Annotated in this window: 25 protein-coding genes; 13 read left to right on the top strand and 12 right to left on the bottom strand. The window is 42.0% G+C overall.

Annotation, left to right across the window (positions count from 1 at the left end):
• Positions 1–56 precede the first annotated feature (56 nt).
• Positions 57–350, bottom strand: a complete 294-nt coding sequence (locus AR337_RS03170) for a hypothetical protein (RefSeq protein ID WP_059170551.1) — start codon at positions 348–350, stop codon at positions 57–59.
• 198 nt (positions 351–548) lie between these two features.
• On the opposite strand from AR337_RS03170, the gene AR337_RS03165 reads away from it, so the two are divergent.
• Positions 549–1,595: an LLM class flavin-dependent oxidoreductase gene (locus tag AR337_RS03165; RefSeq protein ID WP_059170550.1), complete on the top strand. Its 1,047-nt coding sequence runs from the start codon at positions 549–551 to the stop codon at positions 1,593–1,595.
• Positions 1,596–1,830: 235 nt separating this feature from the next.
• Positions 1,831–2,496: a DUF975 family protein gene (locus AR337_RS03160; RefSeq protein WP_059170549.1), complete on the top strand. Its 666-nt coding sequence runs from the start codon at positions 1,831–1,833 to the stop codon at positions 2,494–2,496.
• Positions 2,497–2,547: 51 nt separating this feature from the next.
• Here the strand turns inward: AR337_RS03160 and AR337_RS03155 are convergent, their stop codons facing one another.
• The 4 genes from AR337_RS03155 to AR337_RS23990 all read right to left on the bottom strand — a co-directional run bounded on the left by AR337_RS03155 (position 2,548) and on the right by AR337_RS23990 (position 5,561).
• Positions 2,548–4,002 (bottom strand): DUF4153 domain-containing protein, encoded by a 1,455-nt coding sequence (locus tag AR337_RS03155; RefSeq protein ID WP_059170548.1) that lies wholly within the window; start codon positions 4,000–4,002, stop codon positions 2,548–2,550.
• Positions 4,003–4,073: 71 nt separating this feature from the next.
• On the bottom strand, positions 4,074–4,709 hold the full coding sequence (locus tag AR337_RS03150) for a hypothetical protein (protein ID WP_059170547.1): 636 nt from the start codon (positions 4,707–4,709) through the stop codon (positions 4,074–4,076).
• A complete protein-coding gene (locus tag AR337_RS03145; RefSeq protein WP_059170546.1) occupies positions 4,690–5,037 on the bottom strand; it encodes a PadR family transcriptional regulator in 348 nt (115 codons plus the stop codon). The genes AR337_RS03150 and AR337_RS03145 overlap by 20 nt, the downstream gene beginning before the upstream one ends.
• Positions 5,038–5,111: 74 nt before the next feature.
• Positions 5,112–5,561 (bottom strand): VanZ family protein, encoded by a 450-nt coding sequence (locus AR337_RS23990; RefSeq protein ID WP_082686812.1) that lies wholly within the window; start codon positions 5,559–5,561, stop codon positions 5,112–5,114.
• Between the two features lie 90 nt (positions 5,562–5,651).
• Here AR337_RS23990 and AR337_RS23020 point away from each other — a divergent pair, with 90 nt between their 5' ends.
• Positions 5,652–5,798: a hypothetical protein gene (locus tag AR337_RS23020; protein ID WP_156424291.1), complete on the top strand. Its 147-nt coding sequence runs from the start codon at positions 5,652–5,654 to the stop codon at positions 5,796–5,798.
• A gap of 77 nt (positions 5,799–5,875) precedes the next feature.
• On the opposite strand, the gene AR337_RS03135 is transcribed toward AR337_RS23020, so the two are convergent.
• From AR337_RS03135 to AR337_RS03120, 5 genes are all read right to left on the bottom strand, one after another.
• A complete protein-coding gene (locus AR337_RS03135; protein WP_059170544.1) occupies positions 5,876–6,715 on the bottom strand; it encodes an STAS domain-containing protein in 840 nt (279 codons plus the stop codon).
• Between the two features lie 187 nt (positions 6,716–6,902).
• A complete protein-coding gene (locus AR337_RS03130) occupies positions 6,903–7,235 on the bottom strand; it encodes a replicative helicase loader/inhibitor (protein ID WP_059170543.1) in 333 nt (110 codons plus the stop codon).
• A gap of 67 nt (positions 7,236–7,302) precedes the next feature.
• Positions 7,303–7,449, bottom strand: a complete 147-nt coding sequence (locus AR337_RS23420) for a hypothetical protein (RefSeq protein WP_172797491.1) — start codon at positions 7,447–7,449, stop codon at positions 7,303–7,305.
• 311 nt (positions 7,450–7,760) lie between these two features.
• On the bottom strand, positions 7,761–8,147 hold the full coding sequence (locus AR337_RS03125) for a DUF2500 domain-containing protein (protein ID WP_059170542.1): 387 nt from the start codon (positions 8,145–8,147) through the stop codon (positions 7,761–7,763).
• 1 nt (position 8,148) lies between these two features.
• The gene (locus AR337_RS03120) at positions 8,149–8,763 is read right to left on the bottom strand and encodes a hypothetical protein (RefSeq protein WP_059170541.1); all 615 of its coding nucleotides are present in this window, start codon (positions 8,761–8,763) and stop codon (positions 8,149–8,151) included.
• A 211-nt stretch (positions 8,764–8,974) separates the two neighbouring features.
• Here AR337_RS03120 and AR337_RS03115 point away from each other — a divergent pair, with 211 nt between their 5' ends.
• Complete coding sequence (locus AR337_RS03115; protein ID WP_059170540.1) at positions 8,975–9,802, top strand: undecaprenyl-diphosphate phosphatase; 828 nt, start codon at positions 8,975–8,977, stop codon at positions 9,800–9,802.
• A 272-nt stretch (positions 9,803–10,074) separates the two neighbouring features.
• Here the strand turns inward: AR337_RS03115 and AR337_RS03110 are convergent, their stop codons facing one another.
• A complete protein-coding gene (locus tag AR337_RS03110) occupies positions 10,075–10,536 on the bottom strand; it encodes a GNAT family N-acetyltransferase (RefSeq protein ID WP_059170539.1) in 462 nt (153 codons plus the stop codon).
• Positions 10,537–10,855: 319 nt separating this feature from the next.
• On the opposite strand from AR337_RS03110, the gene AR337_RS23015 reads away from it, so the two are divergent.
• Both AR337_RS23015 and AR337_RS03105 read left to right on the top strand, forming a co-directional pair.
• The gene (locus tag AR337_RS23015; protein WP_156424290.1) at positions 10,856–10,993 is read left to right on the top strand and encodes a hypothetical protein; all 138 of its coding nucleotides are present in this window, start codon (positions 10,856–10,858) and stop codon (positions 10,991–10,993) included.
• A gap of 139 nt (positions 10,994–11,132) precedes the next feature.
• Positions 11,133–11,891: an NERD domain-containing protein gene (locus tag AR337_RS03105; protein WP_172797490.1), complete on the top strand. Its 759-nt coding sequence runs from the start codon at positions 11,133–11,135 to the stop codon at positions 11,889–11,891.
• Positions 11,892–11,927: 36 nt separating this feature from the next.
• Here AR337_RS03105 and AR337_RS03100 read toward each other — a convergent pair whose 3' ends face one another.
• On the bottom strand, positions 11,928–12,218 hold the full coding sequence (locus tag AR337_RS03100; protein ID WP_059170537.1) for a hypothetical protein: 291 nt from the start codon (positions 12,216–12,218) through the stop codon (positions 11,928–11,930).
• A 361-nt stretch (positions 12,219–12,579) separates the two neighbouring features.
• Here AR337_RS03100 and AR337_RS03095 point away from each other — a divergent pair, with 361 nt between their 5' ends.
• The 7 genes from AR337_RS03095 (at position 12,580) to AR337_RS03065 (ending at position 18,370) form a co-directional block, all read left to right on the top strand.
• On the top strand, positions 12,580–13,443 hold the full coding sequence (locus AR337_RS03095) for a deoxyribonuclease IV (RefSeq protein ID WP_059170536.1): 864 nt from the start codon (positions 12,580–12,582) through the stop codon (positions 13,441–13,443).
• A 3-nt stretch (positions 13,444–13,446) separates the two neighbouring features.
• Positions 13,447–13,668: a hypothetical protein gene (locus AR337_RS03090; RefSeq protein ID WP_059170535.1), complete on the top strand. Its 222-nt coding sequence runs from the start codon at positions 13,447–13,449 to the stop codon at positions 13,666–13,668.
• 391 nt (positions 13,669–14,059) lie between these two features.
• The gene (locus AR337_RS03085; RefSeq protein WP_059170534.1) at positions 14,060–14,512 is read left to right on the top strand and encodes a hypothetical protein; all 453 of its coding nucleotides are present in this window, start codon (positions 14,060–14,062) and stop codon (positions 14,510–14,512) included.
• 287 nt (positions 14,513–14,799) lie between these two features.
• Positions 14,800–15,630 carry a prephenate dehydratase gene (pheA, locus tag AR337_RS03080; protein WP_059170533.1) on the top strand — a complete coding sequence of 277 codons (831 nt, stop codon included), beginning with the start codon at positions 14,800–14,802 and terminating at the stop codon, positions 15,628–15,630.
• Positions 15,631–15,656: 26 nt separating this feature from the next.
• On the top strand, positions 15,657–16,994 hold the full coding sequence (locus tag AR337_RS03075; RefSeq protein ID WP_059170532.1) for an MATE family efflux transporter: 1,338 nt from the start codon (positions 15,657–15,659) through the stop codon (positions 16,992–16,994).
• A gap of 126 nt (positions 16,995–17,120) precedes the next feature.
• A complete protein-coding gene (locus AR337_RS03070) occupies positions 17,121–17,804 on the top strand; it encodes a DUF2294 domain-containing protein (protein ID WP_059170531.1) in 684 nt (227 codons plus the stop codon).
• 263 nt (positions 17,805–18,067) lie between these two features.
• Complete coding sequence (locus tag AR337_RS03065; RefSeq protein ID WP_059170530.1) at positions 18,068–18,370, top strand: hypothetical protein; 303 nt, start codon at positions 18,068–18,070, stop codon at positions 18,368–18,370.
• The last annotated feature ends 78 nt before the right edge of the window (positions 18,371–18,448 follow it).

Raw genomic sequence — 18,448 nt, 5'->3', positions numbered from 1 at the left:
ACCGCGTTTTTAATTTATCTAAGCCGATTAATTCCTTTTGTAATTCTACTTGTGAATCACATATTGGGGCTGATATATTTTTTTACAACCGTTGCTAAAATGGCTATTAAAAAGACGATAACACTATTTATTACTAAAAAGTACCCTAGTTGCATTCCATAGAATATTGCAAAAGCATCACGAATTACAAATAGCGCTAATAACCCACCGATTGACCCAAATAAAACTGCCAGCAGCAATATTATGAAACCGGCATAATACAGATTTTTCTTTTTTTTGTAGGTTATAAATCCAATAATATTTGCAGTTACAATAAAAAAGGCCATGAGTATTAAGAAATAATTAGACATTTAACTCCCCTTTTTCAACTTATTCTTTAACCATTATATACTACAATTCTCTTTGCCTGGCATTAATTAGTTTAAATTCATATCATAAAAGAAGCTAGATATGGATCCATTATCAAGGCTTTCTTAGGCAACTCATTTTGAGAAAGGGCTGGGAATTGTTACAATCACTATAGTAACTCTTTGAAAGAAGTGATTTAGATGAAGATAGATGAAGAAAAGAAAGCAATTCGGTTTTCAGTTTTGGACCTCTCCCCTATTGTTGAAGGCAGTACAGCGGCAGCCTCGCTTCAGAATACAGTCGACCTTGCACAGTGTGCTGAAAAATGGGGCTATCACCGGTACTGGCTAGCGGAACATCATAATATGCCTGGGATTGCGAGTTCCGCAACCGCTGTAGTAATTGGCCATGTTGCAGCCAATACGGAAAAAATCCGGGTTGGTTCAGGCGGAGTCATGCTGCCGAATCACTCGCCGTTGGTGATAGCGGAACAATTTGGAACTCTCGAGTCACTGTTCCCGGGGCGAATTGATCTGGGCCTTGGCCGGGCTCCGGGTACCGACCAGCTTACCGCCTCCGCACTCAGAAGGGATTGGCGAATGAGTGCTGATGATTTTCCGAACCAAGTGGAAGAACTACGTGCTTTTTTTGACCCAACAAGACGGGAAGGCGTCATCCATGTCCGGGCAATTCCCGGTGAAGGACTCAAGGTCCCAATCTGGCTCCTAGGATCAAGCGGTTTCAGCGCCCAGCTCGCAGGAAGGCTTGGCCTTCCATTTGCGTTCGCTAGCCATTTTGCACCAGAACATACCCTGGCTGCATTAAACCTTTACCGGCAATCCTTCCAGCCATCAGAAGTACTTAAGGAACCATACAGCATGGCTGGTATAAATATCATTGCTTCCGAAACGAATGAAAAGGCAGAATTCCTTGCTACATCGATGCAGCAGCAATTCCTTTCCCTTCTAAGGAACCGCCCTGGCAAACTGCAGCCGCCTGTAGAAAATATGGAAGAAGTCGCTAGCCCTTACGAATTAACTCTTCTAGAAGGAAGGCTAGGGTCTACTATTACAGGTACGAAGGATAAGGTAAAAGAAAAGCTGCATGCATTTCTTGATGAAACCGGCATAGAAGAAGTGATAATCAATGCACAAATTTACGATCACCAGGAACGGCTCAAATCATTTGAAATCGCAGCTGAAATAATGAAGGAACTTAACAGTGACACTAACAGTAGTCAGGAATAAAGTTTTTCCCCCCATTAAATCTTTTTCAAGACCGTTTCCGAGGCTCCATCCCGAAACGGTCTTTATTTTCCTCTCCCCTCCAACGCTATTTAATCTTTTTACACCCCACTAGGCGGTCCCCATATTTAATTATTTAATCAACAACAAAAATTTCCAGTAAATATTATGAACCTTTCCCATATAATTTACTATATACTACTTATTGTAAATACTATTATCATAGGGGGAAAGGTTTTTGAGAATTAGAGACATTAAAAGAGATGCTTTGGATTCACTTAAAGGACGATGGGGAATTGCGATTCTGTTGACGATTATTTGTTACGGGATATATTTGATTCTTCCAACAACCGCAGATATCCTCGTTAGCGGGGGATTCACTAATTGGATCGATCAAGAAGGGGTATCTCCTGCTTCAGAGGGAATTTCATTTGTGTTTAATTTGGCACTTGCTCCGCTTCTGTTCAGCTATTACTGGGTTTTCCTTGACATGCGCCGAGGGCATGAAATTAATATCGGCAGCTTATTTAGGAACCTGTCTGCAGGGACTTACATAAAAATGATTGGACTTTCCCTGTTGACAACTATTTATACCATTCTATGGACACTGCTCCTGATTGTACCTGGAATCATTAAGGGAATTGCCTATTCACAAGCTTACTTTATTTTAAAAGACAATCCAGGCATCGTCATCAATGATGCGATAACCGAAAGCAGAAAGCTGATGGATGGCTACAAAGGGAAGTATTTCCTGTTGAACCTAAGCTTCATTGGCTGGTTCCTCCTATCTATTTTAACGCTTGGTATAGGATTAATCTGGCTTGTTCCGTATATTACCGCGTCTCTCGCTTCCTTTTACCAAAAGCTAATTGAAAACCGTGATCAGCAAATTCCAGAATATTAATTGAAATGGCAAAAGCGGCACCTGTGAAGGTTGCCGCTTTTTTTTACCGTGCTAATCAAACTGAAGCTTCCTTAACGCCTCTTCAGCCTTCGCCCTTGTCAGGTTATACGATTGCCAGGCCGTACTTTTAGAAATGCCGGTTTTCTTTTCATATAATACGCCCTGTAGGTTTGGGACATCGGGATGTTCATTGTACAGGCCGACAAGGCCAAGCAGCCCGGTATCGGACATGTTTGCCAAATAAGGAATATCAATTTTCCCCGTCTGCGTGTATCTGTCCAGATTTCGATCGACTACAATTTGGTCAATGTTGATGACATTGATCACTGAATAATAAACGAGTGACGCAATGAAGTAAAAATGGATCAGTGACAGGCGGCCGAGCCAGATTTTTGCGAATGTATAGCATAAAATGACCAGTAAAAAAATCATGAAGGAATGGACCAGCACCCTGGTGAATGTAAATCCATAAGCCTCCTCATACATCATAAGACGCATGAATGCTGATGATAGAATGACCCCCGTCGCGATGAGAAGAACGGACAAGGTCCCTTGTATGGCCCGCCATATTCCACTTGCAGTTTGTTTAACAAAAGAAACAACCGCAACTGTTACAGTCAAATTGATGAGCGAAACGAAAACGAGCTCAAAAAAGCCGCGGCGAGCATACTCTGCGTACGTGAACCCTTCGCCTAGTGTTCCACTGAAAAAGTATTTGAATTGCACTGCGACAAACAGCGCGTAAACCGCGTCAAGCAGGATAAGCAAAGTCAAGGCTATAACGGGGTCAATTCCAAAACCGATTCCGCTGCCTTTAATCGGCGTGATTTCCATTCTCTTTTTTAAATTCACCTGTAGGAATCCAAAGATAGCAAAGGCGAAAAACAGGCTGGCCAATGTTCGGAAGATGCTCTCACCGCTTATGCTGAACCAACCCGGAAATCCTGTTACAATTCGCTCGAACTGGCTGTCTGCAGAAATGAGCAATGAGAGTACAACTGCCAGGACAGGAATTGAAATGCCCGCTCCGATTAGTATTTTTTTAATGACTGCGGCGTTTTTGTTGTCTGTCTTTTTCCATGCTAGCCTTGCCAAGATCCTTGTAAAGGCTGCGTTAAAGGCAATGCTTTGAACAATCCTTTTTAAGATATAAACCAAAAATACAGGTTTGGCCCAGTGCTTTTGGTTTGGCCCAGTGATGAGGGCAATATGGAAAATAACCAATGCCGGAATTGCAAGAATGTTCAATGCATAGAAAACCTCGGTATCGTAGAGGAAATAACTCGCCGACAACAGCCACACCGCTATGAGTACAAGCCAGCCGAGGCGCTGATGCCTAAAGGGGAAGCTACGGAACCTCCAAAAGAATGCTGAATAAAAAGCAGCGATAAATACAAAATACGAAATCCCAATCTGTGTGCGTGTAAAAGCTTCTTGTGCCAAAATTCCCAAGCCTAGGCAAATGGCCAAAAACAGCCAATCCTCTTTTCTCATTCTTAAAATCATATATTTTCATCCTCCTTTTACATAGTTAGTCTTTGTATATAGAATTACTAGGTATGTTTGCAAAAAAAAGCTTATACCGAAGCCCTTCGCCCCCATCTATAGGCAAGCATGCATACGGGATAGAGAGTGGCTGTTAATAGGATACAAGCTATAATAAACGTTTTTGTCAAAAGCGGTTGGAACCAATGGTGCGGTATAATACCGAACACAGTAAGGACCATAAGTGTCAGGTTGGGAATAATGGCGAGAAAAAAAGTTCTTTTTACGAGTTCCCTACCCTTGTGGCCGAAGCTCCGTCCAATTTCATAGCCGAGCAGCGCCCAAAAAAATATGTAAACAAATGCAATGATAAACGGAATGGAAGTAAGGTGGCTCCAGACAAAAGTAATCCACGCCCAGTCATATAGATTATGCGCCGCGGTAAGGAAGACTCCTCCTGAAAACAGGAGTACATTCAAGAGAACAAACAGCCATTTCATATTACTGGGCGTTTCCGAAAGCTCCTCTTTCCACATTGCCGCTATTTCTTCGGGAGTGCCAAGCCTGGAATTTATAGCCTGGCGTGCTCCCTCCGTGCTCAATGACATTAATTCCATGAGCATTTCGTCAAGATGGGATTCATATTCAAGGAGAATGGACTCCTTTTCTTTGTACTTACCCAGCCTCCGGTCAAGTTCCATTAAAAAGTCATTCTTCAGCCGTTCCATGATCGGTTCTCCCTATCACTCTGTTCATCACCTGAACAAAGTCTTGCCATTCCTGGGTTTTCTCTTTCAGAAGCTCCCTGCCTTCAGGGGAAATCCGGTAATATTTACGAGCCGGTCCTTTTTCTTGCTCCTGCCAGTAACAATCGATGTATTCCTGCTTTTCAAGCTTGTGAAGAGCCGGATACAGTGTTCCTTCTTTAACGGTCAAACCATTCCCGCTTCTCGCCTCAAGTTCCTTGACAAGCTCATATCCATACATATCCCTGCTATCCAAGAGCTGAAGCAGTAAAAGCGATGTACTTCCTTTAACTAGTTCACGATTAAACATCCTTTTCACCTACCTAGAAATCTTATGTATATAGAAATACTACAATGTATATTTCCATATGTAAATAGTTAATGTCAATTTATTTTCCGACACCTTCTTCTTCTGTAAAGAAATAGCCAAACCACATATCCTGCTGCGCCTCCAATCGTATTAAGAATAATGTCGTCCACATCGAATGCGCCTACTCTGAAGGTGAACTGTGCTGCTTCAACTGCAAAGGAAAGAAGAAACGAACTTAAAGCAACCCTTTTGAGGACCTTCTTTTGTTGAAAAAAGAATGGCATAAAAAAGCCAAAGGGCAAAAAGGCGAGAATATTACCGAAAAATTCATCCGTCACCATCCATGGCGACAACCCCTTGAAATTGGCAAAGTAACGGCCAATCGTTTGAAAGGGAACCAAATTAAAGGCAATTATTCCTCTCACGCCATTCCTGTAGGCTGAAAAGAATAACAGATAAAACAAAACGAACAGATACAGAGAAAAACAAGTCCAAATGAATACTTTTTTAAACCGCAACACCATCAACCCCTTTCAAAGAAATGCACCTTCCCATTGTAAATCATTTTTTCAGATGTGATAATAATAATGTCAGTTATATGGGAGGGTTTGGAAATGGGGCTGCCGATTAAGCCTGCTCTGCTCACATCCATCCACCATGAATACGATGATGCTATCAACTGGATAGAGGTTGCTAGCAGAAAGATGCCGTTTGATAGAATTGTCGAATGCGATGGTTTCAAAAAAAACAAAGGGCTTTGAAGAAGTCAAACCGATTTTGTAATAGTGAAAAAGCCTCCTGCCAGTTTGGATTTGACAGGAGGCTTGCTTATGTATGCTTAATATTTCTTTACCGCATCCAGAGCTTGTGAGAGTGACGGCAGGAAATCGACACCCTCGAATTTCAAGCCCAGCTGGACGGCTGTTTGAGCGATTTCCGGGCGAACTCCCGATATAGTTGAGCGGACGCCAATCAATTTCAACGCTTTTATTAGCCCAAAAAGCTCATTGGCGACCATGGTATCCATGATTGCGACACCAGAAAGGTCAATGCACAGGCTTGAGACGCCTTGTTCAACACATTGAACGAGTGTGTTTTCCAAAATAATTTTAGCCCTTGCTGTGTCGATATCACCAATCAGGGGCAAGAGTGCCGAATCGCCCTGAAGTTTGATGACCGGAGAACTTAGTTCGTTGATTAAATCTTTTTGCGACATAAGCCTTACCATCGTGTTCTTATGATAGCTTTCAACAAAGATTGCGATGGAAAGATTAAACGCATTGATGGTAGTTTCATACCAGGAAAGCGCCTGTTTTATGGGAACGCGATCTTCGTTCTCCTCGATGAATTGATTGATATACTTAAGAGCTACCTTTTGGCTGTTCATGTATTCCCGGATGATGTAATGCAAAGGTGTATCCAGGTGCTTTCCATCATCAGCTAAGTCCTGCGACCACTTCCTGAATTCTCCTTGGAGATGGTCCTCCCCTTCAATAAACAGTTTATAAAAGTGTAGGAAATATTCCTGGTTCTGCCTTTTTAGTTCGGCAATGATTCCGTGACTGTCTGTTGAATAGACGGAGGAAGGATCTTTATCATCCACCATGGCATACCAATCTTCTGATAGCTGCAATGTTTTGCTCATAAAAAAGTCGAACAATTCTTCGTTTAAAGTCATGAATTTTCCCCCATTTGCCATGTTCTCCTTATTGTATCGAAAATTCAATTAATTGAAAACAAATAACGCTACAATTCGCCATTTCTTATCAAATTAAAAAGCCCGCAAAAAGCCAGGCTTTTGGTATTTATCATTGGTTTTCATGTGGTACGCTTGCCGATTAAACGTTGCTGCGCCGCTATATTTTTTATAAGCCGACAAAATATTCATTCTGCCACGCCATTTGCGGAGGCACTTTTGGAAGCAGGCGGTCATGCTTCAACTGGATCCTGCCTTCCTCTTCTAAAAGCAATCCGTTCCCTCCGGCAAAAAAATCATCATCGCAGTAGGCGGCTATTTCAGCCATAAGGGGTGGATAAGGGCTTTTCCTTATATGAGCGGAAAGCTTTTTCATCACATGGGGGTACTCCATGTCCCGGCAAACAGCAAACCAGTTCTCCACTGTTTCATTTTTTACTGTAAACTCAGGATAAACAGATTCGATCAGCACTAGAATTTTCATCAATTCTTGCTTCTCCATCCAGTTCATACCTCCCCGTATTATAGTCCTTAAAACCATACTGGCGGCCAGTCAAATCAACTTTTTCTTATTCTCCCATGTCGAGTGAATACGGATTCTTTCCAATATTCATTCTGGCTTCATCCGTTAACACAAAGGGCTGTGAAAGGGCCTGGTCCTCTTCCTCTCCCTGAGGATGCACGCTTCCATCAAAGTGAATTGGTTTTGTTTCCATATGCTTCCCTCCTTGTTCACTTACCTTTCCACGCTGGCCGTGTTTTAATACATATAATGAAGCATATCAATTTACAATATTCCTACTATTCAGTATAATTTATCAGTCCGAAAAATGCCAGTATGAATCCAGGAAAATCAGGTGAATTCAAACCGGTGGAGCAGCTCAAGTTGGGGAAAATTTACCAATAGGGACATCAAGTGAATTAAAGGGTTTTTTTGGTGGCTTCGTTCTTGAGTGATGAAGACCGTTTTGATGGAGGCAATACTAAAACGGTCTTCAAAAGGGGAATCATGGATTATATATAAATATTAAAAGTCTTTTGCCGCCAGTCCATTTGTACGGGTAAATCCGTGGTAGCGGGTACCCTGGAATGTCAGGTCCCCGACATCTCCTTCCGCAAGCTGCCCGTATTCCGCTCCGCCAACATGCATTTCCATCCGGTCTCCACTCTCGACCTCAAAAGTTACATAATACCAGGTACTTGCAGAAGATTCCCCGGATCCACCACTAACCTTTGTCCGTTTTGCCACCACCACCGCTTTAACGGTAAGGCGGGGCTGCTTGTTATTGTTCGACCATTGCCCTACACCTTTAACGACCGAAACGAGTATAAACCCGATTACAATTACAAAAATTGCGGAAATAAAGATCGGTACCATCTCGAACATAAATGATTCTCCCCCAAAGCCTGCCATTTCAGCACTCTCCTTCTCCGCTTTCACGCTTTATAAGCTCTTCCCTATATTTTATGGCCGATAAAAGCTTTATGCCTTTCAGCCTGGAAATATCGGCATCCATCATTGAAATGGCTTCAGCGAATTTTCGTTGATAGGCGAGTTCTTCAATATCAAGCCATCTTCGGTAATCGGAATCACTAACTTTTTCCTTAAGCCTAACGAATTCCGAATGATCCCCTTCCTCCAGGGCTATCACCGCAAAGTAATAATTTTTAAAAGTGCCCTCTTTCATTCCCGCCAGAATTTCTTTTGCCTCCGCAAATTGCTTTTGTTTCAGGTAAAGCATCGCCAAAGCCATATCCTTAATTTTCCCAGGACGCATAGCTCGAGCAATTTTTTCGGCCGGTTCATATTCTTCACTAAAAAATAAATATAGAAACTTGTAATAAGGACTTCGCGACTTTCGCAAATAGTCCAGCATTTTTGCCGGATTCTTACTCCAGATCAGCGGCATGATAAATGGAATGCTTATAATTATGTACAGGGCAACGGCAAAAAAAGTTATGAGCGGTGAAACGTCCCCCATTCCAAGTAAAAATGCAACAATGAATAATCCAAGATACCATAGCACCATCTCTTTTACCTCCTAAAAACAGCCAAGCCTTCCTTTATGTTACTTTACCATATTCATTTTTGGAAAGTGAAGGATTTAAGAGTTGATTTACTATAACCAGGTTATGTAAACATTATTATTTTTCATACCCCTTTTCCTTGTCTGTTTTCCTAAATTCCTTTATCATTTACTCTTAGGCAAACTAAAAACAGCTAGAATTGGAGTTTATGTTATGGATTTGTGGGAATTTTTCGTTGCACTGATACTTGGGATTGTTGAAGGATTAACGGAGTTTGCGCCTGTCTCATCGACAGGGCATATGATTTTGGTCGATGACTTGCTGCTGCATTCTAAAGAGCTTTTTTCTCCGCCGGTGGCCAACACTTTTAAAGTTGTCATTCAGCTGGGTTCAATCCTTGCGGTCGTCATTGTCTTCAAGGACCGTATTTTAGGGCTGCTTGGTCTTGCCAAAAAAACAACCGACAAGGATACCGGCGAAAGCTTAAGCCTTCTGAAAATATTCGTCGGCTTGCTGCCTGCGGGAATTACTGGCCTACTGTTTGAGGATTACATCGATGAGCACCTTTTCTCGGTAAAAACAGTCGTTGTCGGGTTGGTACTTGGTGCTGTGCTGATGCTAATTGCGGACTTTATCCGACCAAAGACGCCAAAAGTGGAAACAGTCGACCAGGTCGGCTACAAGCAAGCGTTCGGAATCGGTGTTTTTCAGTGCTTCGGACTTTGGCCGGGATTCTCCCGCTCAGGTTCAACCATTGCGGGCGGTGTCCTGCTTGGGATGAGCCACCGTGCTGCATCTGACTTTACCTTCATCATGGCAGTCCCTATCATGATGGGAGCGAGCGGAATCTCCCTATTGAAAAACTGGGAATACTTTAGCCTTGATGCGCTTCCGTTTTTCATTGTCGGCTTTCTTGCCGCTTTTGTTGTGGCACTCATCTCGATCCGTTTCTTCCTGAAGCTGATCAACCGGATTAAACTTGTTCCGTTCGCGATTTACAGGATCGTAATCGCAGTCGTGATTTATGTTCTTTATTTTTAAAAGATAAAATAACCGGGACTCCATAATTGGAGTCCTCTTCTTATTCCTGTGGGATGGCTTAAGAGTGAGGCGGCTAATATCCTCCAAGGAAAAGATTTTTGAAGTCCGGTTTTTAAAGGTCATGGTATTTTTAAAATAGGACGGAAGGAAAGCTGCCTGGCTATCGTTTAACGGGTTCGGTTTAGAAGTGCAAAACTTTAATTAGGCATTAAGAAAGAGGTGCAATTCGCACCTCCTTTATTTATCCTTTAACAAATGAATTAGCATTAGAATTAAATGTCTTTGTAGACAAACTCTCGATATTTCACAAATTCATTCTTCTTATAAAAGTTCTTTGCTATTTCGTTTTTGAACCAATAGTCTAATTCAATCTTATTAATGCCGTTTTCTTTTGCAATATCCGTAATTTTGTTCATCAATTCAGAACCGTATCCTTTTTTTCTTTGGCTCTCCACGATACTTATTTGATGCACATATACCGATTTATATGATTTTTTAAAGGCATTATCGGGATAATTTCTTAACTCAATCCAAGCATAACCTAAAGATTGGTCATCGTCCTCCAACAGAAGGAAATAGAATTCCTCTTTATCAATAATCTTTTGAAAGAAAATCTTAATTTCCTCAAAATTATATTCTTTGAAATACTCAGGGTATAAATTCGCGTGTAAATCGTGAACATATTTATTCAATTTAGCCACTAATTCAAAATCGTTTGTTCGACTGATATTCATATCCGTTCTCCTTTGTAAGAAAATTCCTATTCTCATACTATCATAAAAGTGGATTTCCTAAATCAAAAAACATCCTTTTTCAGGTCCTTTTGACATAAGTTGCTATTAAGATTGAAATTCGAAATATAAATGTAAAAAAGCATATTATATCAACAAAAATAAGAGATCCAAATCATATGCGATTTGGACCAAAGATTGATGCTCTAAATGTACTCCTAATCCAAACCCGTTAGATTTCAGCAGCATAGAGCTTTCTAGTTTGGTAGCAAAAGACCATTCTATTTAATTAAAAAGTGCTATCCAACCGGGGGCATAAAAAGTGACAGTTCTCGATATATCTGAAAAATTCGGGGATATAATTGAAGAAGTTAGCGATAAAATTCAAAAAGTTGGCGATATCCGAAGAAGTGAACCCGAATTTGTCTCTCCGGGTGCCGTTTGTTCAAAAAATACCTAGGATAGTTGACAGCAGAGACGGGTTTTTCCTATTTATTTTCACTTACCCGGGCTTTTGGTTCCTTTGTGCAAATTTCGTCTTATTCAATTGTCTAAATATGGTATAATTGTCCTATAAAGGTAAAATGGGAGTTGTTTTTGTGGCCGCGTTCCTTGCCGAAATTTTTGATATTTTCCGAGATCTTCTCTTCAATCCCGCTTTTTTTAAGGGGAGAATGGGTGAAAAACAAGTTATCAGGCTACTGCAAACTCTTGATCCGGAAACCAATGTCGTCCTAAATGATCTTTATATCCCAAAAGAAAATGGACAAACGAGCCAAGTAGACCATGTGCTGTTGAGCAGCAAAGGGATATTTGTCATTGAAACAAAGAACTATAACGGATGGATTGTCGGTTCGGAAAACAACCCCACCTGGACTATCATCAAATTTAAGCACCGTACATATTTCCCAAACCCAATCTGGCAAAATTACGGCCATATCAAAGCAATACAGGATTATCTCGGAGAAGCGGCGGCCAATGTCCCCTATTATTCCGTTGTTGTCTTCTGCCATAATGCCACATTAAAGTTAAAGAATCCTTTCAAAAATGCGGATGTTGTACAATTAAGGGATCTTCTTTATCTGATTGAAGCGAAACCCGCTGCAAATCCAGTCACAAAATTTCGGCAGGAAAAAATCAAGCTCCTTTTAACAAAATTATACATACGTGACAAGCAGGCCCGAAAAATTCAGAGCGAAAACCACATAAGTGAAATAAAAAACAACTTGCAAGAGAGGAAATTGCAAATCGCCAACAATATTTGCCCACGCTGCGGCGGCCATCTTGTCACCCGAAACGGAAAAGGCGGCTCATTCAAAGGTTGCTCAAACTACCCAAAATGCCGGTTCATTGCCTAAAATTAAAAAGCAACCACAGCGGTTGCTTTTTGTCTTTTAATATGGATCGTTGTTTGGGTCAATATAGGACTCAATTGCCTGATCCAATGCATTGAATGCTTCCCCGAAAGCCGCCGAAGACGAAATAGTTCCGGCATGCTCGAGTTCTGCAGCCGCATTCCTCGCCTGGGTGAGTGACGTAATCGCATCTTCTATCATCGTCCCTTTATCGCCGTGCTGCTCAAGAGCGGAACGGAGCTTGGCAATACTCTCATCTAAATTGTGCATTTCAGGGTGGTCAAACGCCTTTTCCATTTCTTTTTTCACCTGCTGCAAAATTTCCTTCATCTTCAATCCCCTTTCCTGGTAACTGTTAATCCCACGGTAGTGTACCCTTTAGGGGTGGGCCCTATTCGCTTTCCTTCCGAGTGCCAATCCTACGGGAGTGTACCAATCTGAGCCAAGTTCGGACAGCTTTTCAAAAAACAAGCTGTCATGAGTCCGAATATGCCCCAAGTTCGGACAGCTTTTCGAAAAACCAGCGGTCATAAGTCCGAAGATTCCTATGTTCGGGATACCGTTCCGGCGCTCTAATTCCTGGTCCGATTATCCGGTACGCAGCCAACATTGGAGCTATTCACGGTCTTGAATACGAATAGAAACCTCCCTTCTGCTGAACGCTAATCAAAAAGGAAGGATGTGGCTCGAAATGAAGTTCGGCTGCCATGTGAGCATAAGAGGCGGTTATCTTTCCGCCGCCAAGCATGCAAAGCAAATTGGCGCCCAGGCGTACCAGTACTTCCCGAAAAATCCCCGGAGCCTTTCAGTGAAGAAGTTTGACCTTGCTGACGCGGAAAGCTGCCGGCGATTTTGTGAAGAGAACGGTCTTTTTTCGATTGCCCATACTCCTTATCCAACGAGCATCACCCCTTCTCCCTCCAAAAAAGAGCTGAACATAGCCTCAATCCTGAACGATCTCACCATCGCGGATGCATGCGGTTCAGCTGGAATTGTTGTCCATTTCGGGAGCCGCGTCAGCGAAGAAGATCCACTCGCAAGCTATCACCTCATGCTTGAAATGCTAAATGCAATCCTTGAAAATTGGAATGGCGGCTGCCTTCTTCTACTTGAAAACAACGCGGGAAAGCTAGCGGCACTCGGCACGGAACTCGAGGAACTGGTCCAAGTGAGGAACCTGTGCGGGTATCCAGCAAAAATTGGCTTTTGCCTGGACACCTGCCATGCGTTCGCGAGTGGGATGTGGGATGGTTCAAATACGCGTACATTCAAAGAAAAAGCTGATGGTCTCGGCTATACGGAGCATTTGAAGGCCATCCATCTCAATAACTCAATGCACCCGTATGGCTCCCGGAAAGACCGTCACGCCAATATCTATAGAGGCGGTAAAATCCTCCCTGAACAAATGGAATCAATAATATCTGCGTTTTCGGAAATTCCATTTATTCTGGAAACCCCGTCCGACCTCGGAGTTTCACACGAAGAAGAAATCCTTGCCCTTAAACGGTTAGCGCCTTCAAAACCGGCAAAGACTACACGAGAGGAAGGAGGATGACAAATGAAAAACGTACGCTATATCATCCAGGATGGCTATGATGCCGAAAATATCGCCGAAGCGCTAAAGGTCCAGCTGAGCATTAACAGGTTCGACAATATTGGGATTACAGCCGTTGAGCAAAGGAATGAACTCATTGTGCAGATACCGGAAAATAATGGGCCGCTTGAGGAAACCCTCGGCAGCTTCATGGCCGGTTACCAGGATGGGGTTATTTTAGAATAGGAGTAGAAAACCCTGGTTTGTGAAGTTGACGAGCCACTAAATTTGCATAATAATTAGCAGTCCAATTCGCACCTGAATTTGACTGCTTGTTTTTGTTGATATAAATGGGGTTTTACCACATTGAGAACGAAGTAGAACCTAAATCACAACCCTTATGGCAGGTTGACGGACGTTATTGTCAGCGTTTGATTTTGTTTTTTGTGCATTAACGATAATTTTCGGGGAGTTATTGGATATTTATGTTAAAATTTATAGGAATTGGTTATTCAAAAAAAGTGCTAATTTATTTTGAAAATGCCTACTTTATTTGAGGAAATGAGCGCATATCTACACATTGGGCTAAAACCACTTTTTGTGGTCAAAGATAACATCTATTTAAAGGAGATGTGTTATGAAAAGAATCTGCTGGATCAGCCTGTTTATATTATTTTTGTTCGGGACAATCGGTTGTTCCATTAAACCAAATGGGACTCTGGATATGTCCTCTAATACTAATTTTCCAATGAGTCCAACTGACGTAGGTTTTTATATAGGATATCAAAACCCTACTCCTATTGAAAAGGTGGAGAATGGTGTGTATGTTACCGGAGTACATGCCCACGGAAATCGACAGTCCTTTCAAATATTTTCTAAAGTATCAGAAGGAGATTATCAGAATGCTGCGGCACGGATTGAAGGTGAAAACCTGATTATTGAAATGACGAGCCATAAGGCAAAAAACGGGGAGGTACCCCACCCCTATGTGATTCATGGTTTATCTATAAAGGAAAACCCCCGCTTTTTTGTGGTTATTCGTAATGGCAAAACGGAAAAGAAGGAAGAAATTCCATACGCAATTGAATAATAGGAATAGTAGACAATTTTTATTATGCATCTGGTCCCCTTTAATTCAATAAAGTAATTTTAAACAATAAAACTTGGAGCCAGTCGGTCTCCAGGCTTTATTTGTGCTAATTTTCTTTCCATAATGCCAACGAATCTTTATGCAAATTTAAATCCACCTCAAACCAGAACCCCTCCTTGAAAGGTTGCCCCCGTTTTTCGCCAAATTTCGTGGAAATTCGAAAAATGCTAGACCTCCCGCCGCTATTGTGTATACTTATTAACATGGCAAAAAAGGAGTGTATAGAAATGAAAGTAGCGTATTTAGGACCCCATGGAAGTTTTTCAGAAGAAGCTGCGTTACGGACGTTTACCGGCAAGGATGTCGATTGGCAGCTATGCGACTCAATCCTCGAAGTACTTGAGGCAGTCGGTGACAGGAAAGTGGATAAAGGCATCGTGCCAATTGAAAATTCAATTGAAGGAACCATCAATATTACCGCGGACGGCCTTCTGGCGAACAACCTTTTTATTGAATCGGAGGTCATCTTTCCTGTGACGCTTAATCTCCTCGTCAATGAAGGAGCTTCATTGGAAGAGATCCGCGAGGTTTGGTCGATTTATCCTGCCCTCGCCCAGTGCAAGGAATTCATAAAGGAAGCCCGGGTGATAACAAAGGAATTCGACAGCACCTCTTCTGCGGCTAAAGCTTTGAAGGAACAGGGCCGAATGGACGCCGGGGCAATTGCTTCTAGCGCAGCGGCCAGGCTTTTCGGGCTGAAGGTTGCCAATAGCTCCGTACAGGACAATGGTGAAAACCATACTCGGTTCCTCGTTGTCGGAAAACGGAGCGCCGAGGTCCTCCCTTTCCATAAACGAAACAAAATCATGCTTCTTATAGCGCCAGCTCTCGATCAATCCGGCGTCTTGTCCTCCATTTTGAACGTGTTTTCCGCCCTTTCCATCAACCTGACGTGGATTGAATCGCGCCCGACGAAGAAAAGGCTGGGCACTTATCACTTCTTTATTGAAGCTGAAACAGGCCAAGATGAAGCCAAAACAGGAAAGGCGCTGACCATTCTTCGTGCGTTTGGCCATGAGGTCCAGGTACTTGGGAGTTATAACACAAGCCGGCTTTAATCGCAATTCAAATTAGGAGAACCTACATGCTTAAAAACTGGAAAACAATCTTATTGCTCGCAATTCCATCAATAGCTTCCTTTGCATCGATGACGGTAACCGGCACAATCAATCTCATTATGATTGGGAATCTGGGAGCTATGGCCATAGCCATCGTAGGAGTCTCTAATATTGTCATGTATAATGTATGGGCCCTATTTTCGGGGATTGGACATACAGTAAATTACCTTGTCGCCCAAAATTATGGTTCAGGTAATATGGAAAAAGGGCTTCAGCGGACATACATAGCGCTGCTGCTTGCGACAATTGCGGGAATTTTCATCATCCTTCTAGGATTTACAGGGACCGAAGCCATTTTTTATTTATTGGGAAGCTCGCCTGAAATGCTTAGCCAAGGGAATGACTATTTGAAAATCCGCTTCTTTGCAATGATATTTGCGATATTCAGCTTCACCATTCATGGGTTTTTTAGGGGTATAGGAAATACAAGAACACCGATGGCTGCCTCCCTGCTTGCAAACGTGGTAATGATCTTTTTCACATTCACACTAACGTATGGAAAAATGGGTTTTCCCGAGCTTGGCCTTGTCGGCGCGGCTTGGGCACTTTTTATAGGGGAAGTCGTTGGGCTTTTATATACCGCCGTATTTTTCTTGAAACGAATAAAACCTTCCATTTTGCCGTTTGTGAAATTAGCGGAAGCGAAATTGATTTCGATCGAAAGCTTCAAGATCGGGATGCAGGAATTTTCGAAAAGCATGGCGATGTTTGTCTTTACAGCTTTTGTAACAAGGCTTGGAACCAATGCTCTCGCCGCAAATGAAATCGCCTTAAGTATCATGAGTTTTGGATTTATGCCCGCGGCGGCATTTGGTTCGACTGCAACCATTCTGGTCGGACAGGAAATTGGACGCAGGCAGCCAGCGATTGCAAAAAGTATGGGAACGCAGACTGCTATCATGGGAAGCCTGTTCATTTTGTCCCTCGGGTTTATTGAATTCATTTTCGCCGAACAAATTGCCCGTATATATACGAATGAACCACTTGTATTTGAGCTTACTGCAAAATTAATTATGATTTCCGCTTTTCTCCAGCTGTTTGATGGCTTGTATAGCTTCTATTCCGGTGGGTTGAGAGGAATAGGAGACACCACCTTCCTCCTTCGAACATCGCTGGCCCTTGCATGGGGATTTTTTGTCCCGGTCACTTATGTGTTTGTCTTCGTTCTGGATATGTCCAGTTATGGAGCTTGGATTACCCTCTATTCCTACCTGACTGTTTGCGGTCTCACCATTATGGTGCGCTACTACCGGACAGACTGGAACACCATCAGTATGACTCAGGTAAAAGGCCAGGCTGTATAAATAGGAATAGCATCAAAGCCCGTTCTTAGAGCGGGCTTTTTTTCATATGTGTTTTTCAAAACGTTTAAATTGGGTAAAAAGGAGGAAACATAATTAAAGGGTAAATACTGTTTGGAGTGGATATTTATGGAAACCTTGACCTTGGAGAAAGAAGTATGCGGCTATATTGGGAGGCTGCTTAGGGATAATTTCGGCCGTGGCCCTGGATCGGTCCATTGCACGTATGCCGAACCGTTCATTACGATTCACATTACAAATTTCCTGTCACCAATGGAAAAGTCGCTAATGGGCAGCCAGCAAAGTGTTTATGTAGAAAAGACCCGCGACCTAATGATGGAAACGTTAATAGAAGAGATAAAAAGTTTTTTTATATTGAATATTGGCCGTAACGTTGAAGAGTTTTACTATGATTGGAATCTCGAGCTGAAATCGGGGGTTTTTATAGTTGTTCTTTCCCCAACTGGCTTTTTGACACTTACTGAATCGTACGGAAACAAAGAGAAAGTTCATGAGGAAATCATTGATTTGAGTATTGAGGCCCAGAAGCATCCAGAGGCAACATACTCTTCACTGTTGAGCCCACGCGTACTCCTTATTGCCAGGACAGGCATTCTTGTGAAAATAGAGAAGGAATTAATCCTTCTTGGTTTTGAGGAAACATTGAAGCTCGCAAAGAGAAGCCTTGAAAAGAAATTGATAGATGAGCATCGGCCAAATTTGGAAAAATATTTGGAATGCCAGGTTGAAGACATATTTGTGGATTGGAATTTTCAAAAAGACTTAAGCTACGCCCTTTTCATCTTAAAATGAAATAAAGGCCACATATAACGAATTCTATTGATTGCCCTTATTAGCAATGGTACAATAGGAGTAAGGGCAAGACAAAAATCCTGCCCAGTATTTTTACAAACACGTAAACACAGTTTAATTTATTATATTCTGATGGTAATGAATGGACATGCGCCAAACATAAGTCAGAAAAGGAGAAAGAAACACTTCTCCTTTTCTGGCTTTTTCTTTTTTCCATTTGCTGCCTAAATTAATGAAAATTGAAGGGGTGGGATTTACACTTAATGAGAAACGATGTAGATATAGTTAGGGAAAATGAGATAATTGAGCAAATAGAGAGAATTATAAAAGAAAAGCAAGCGGCCAAGCAGGCTGCCGCGCTAACTCCAGCCATAAAGAAGCAAGAACTGGAATCTTATCTTGAGGAACTGGCAAAGCACCATTCTCTTCATTTTGCTAAAAAAAGCTCCCCTTTCAAGACAACCTATCTATTTCCTTATGAAAGCCATAAGGTTGAAGTGGAAATATACTATCGATATAGCAATTTCTACACAAGGCATACAGCTACAATTCTATCGGTCAATTAACCTATAGAATTTTCCTCTTGAGGTTGAATTTTTTGGTTGCTCTCAGCTGCAGCCACTTTCCTTCATTTAACTTACTTT

This window comes from Bacillus sp. FJAT-27445, from assembly GCF_001510665.1.
Classification (GTDB): domain Bacteria; phylum Bacillota; class Bacilli; order Bacillales; family Cytobacillaceae; genus Bacillus_D.
This window is presented reverse-complemented; position numbering and strand designations above follow the sequence as displayed.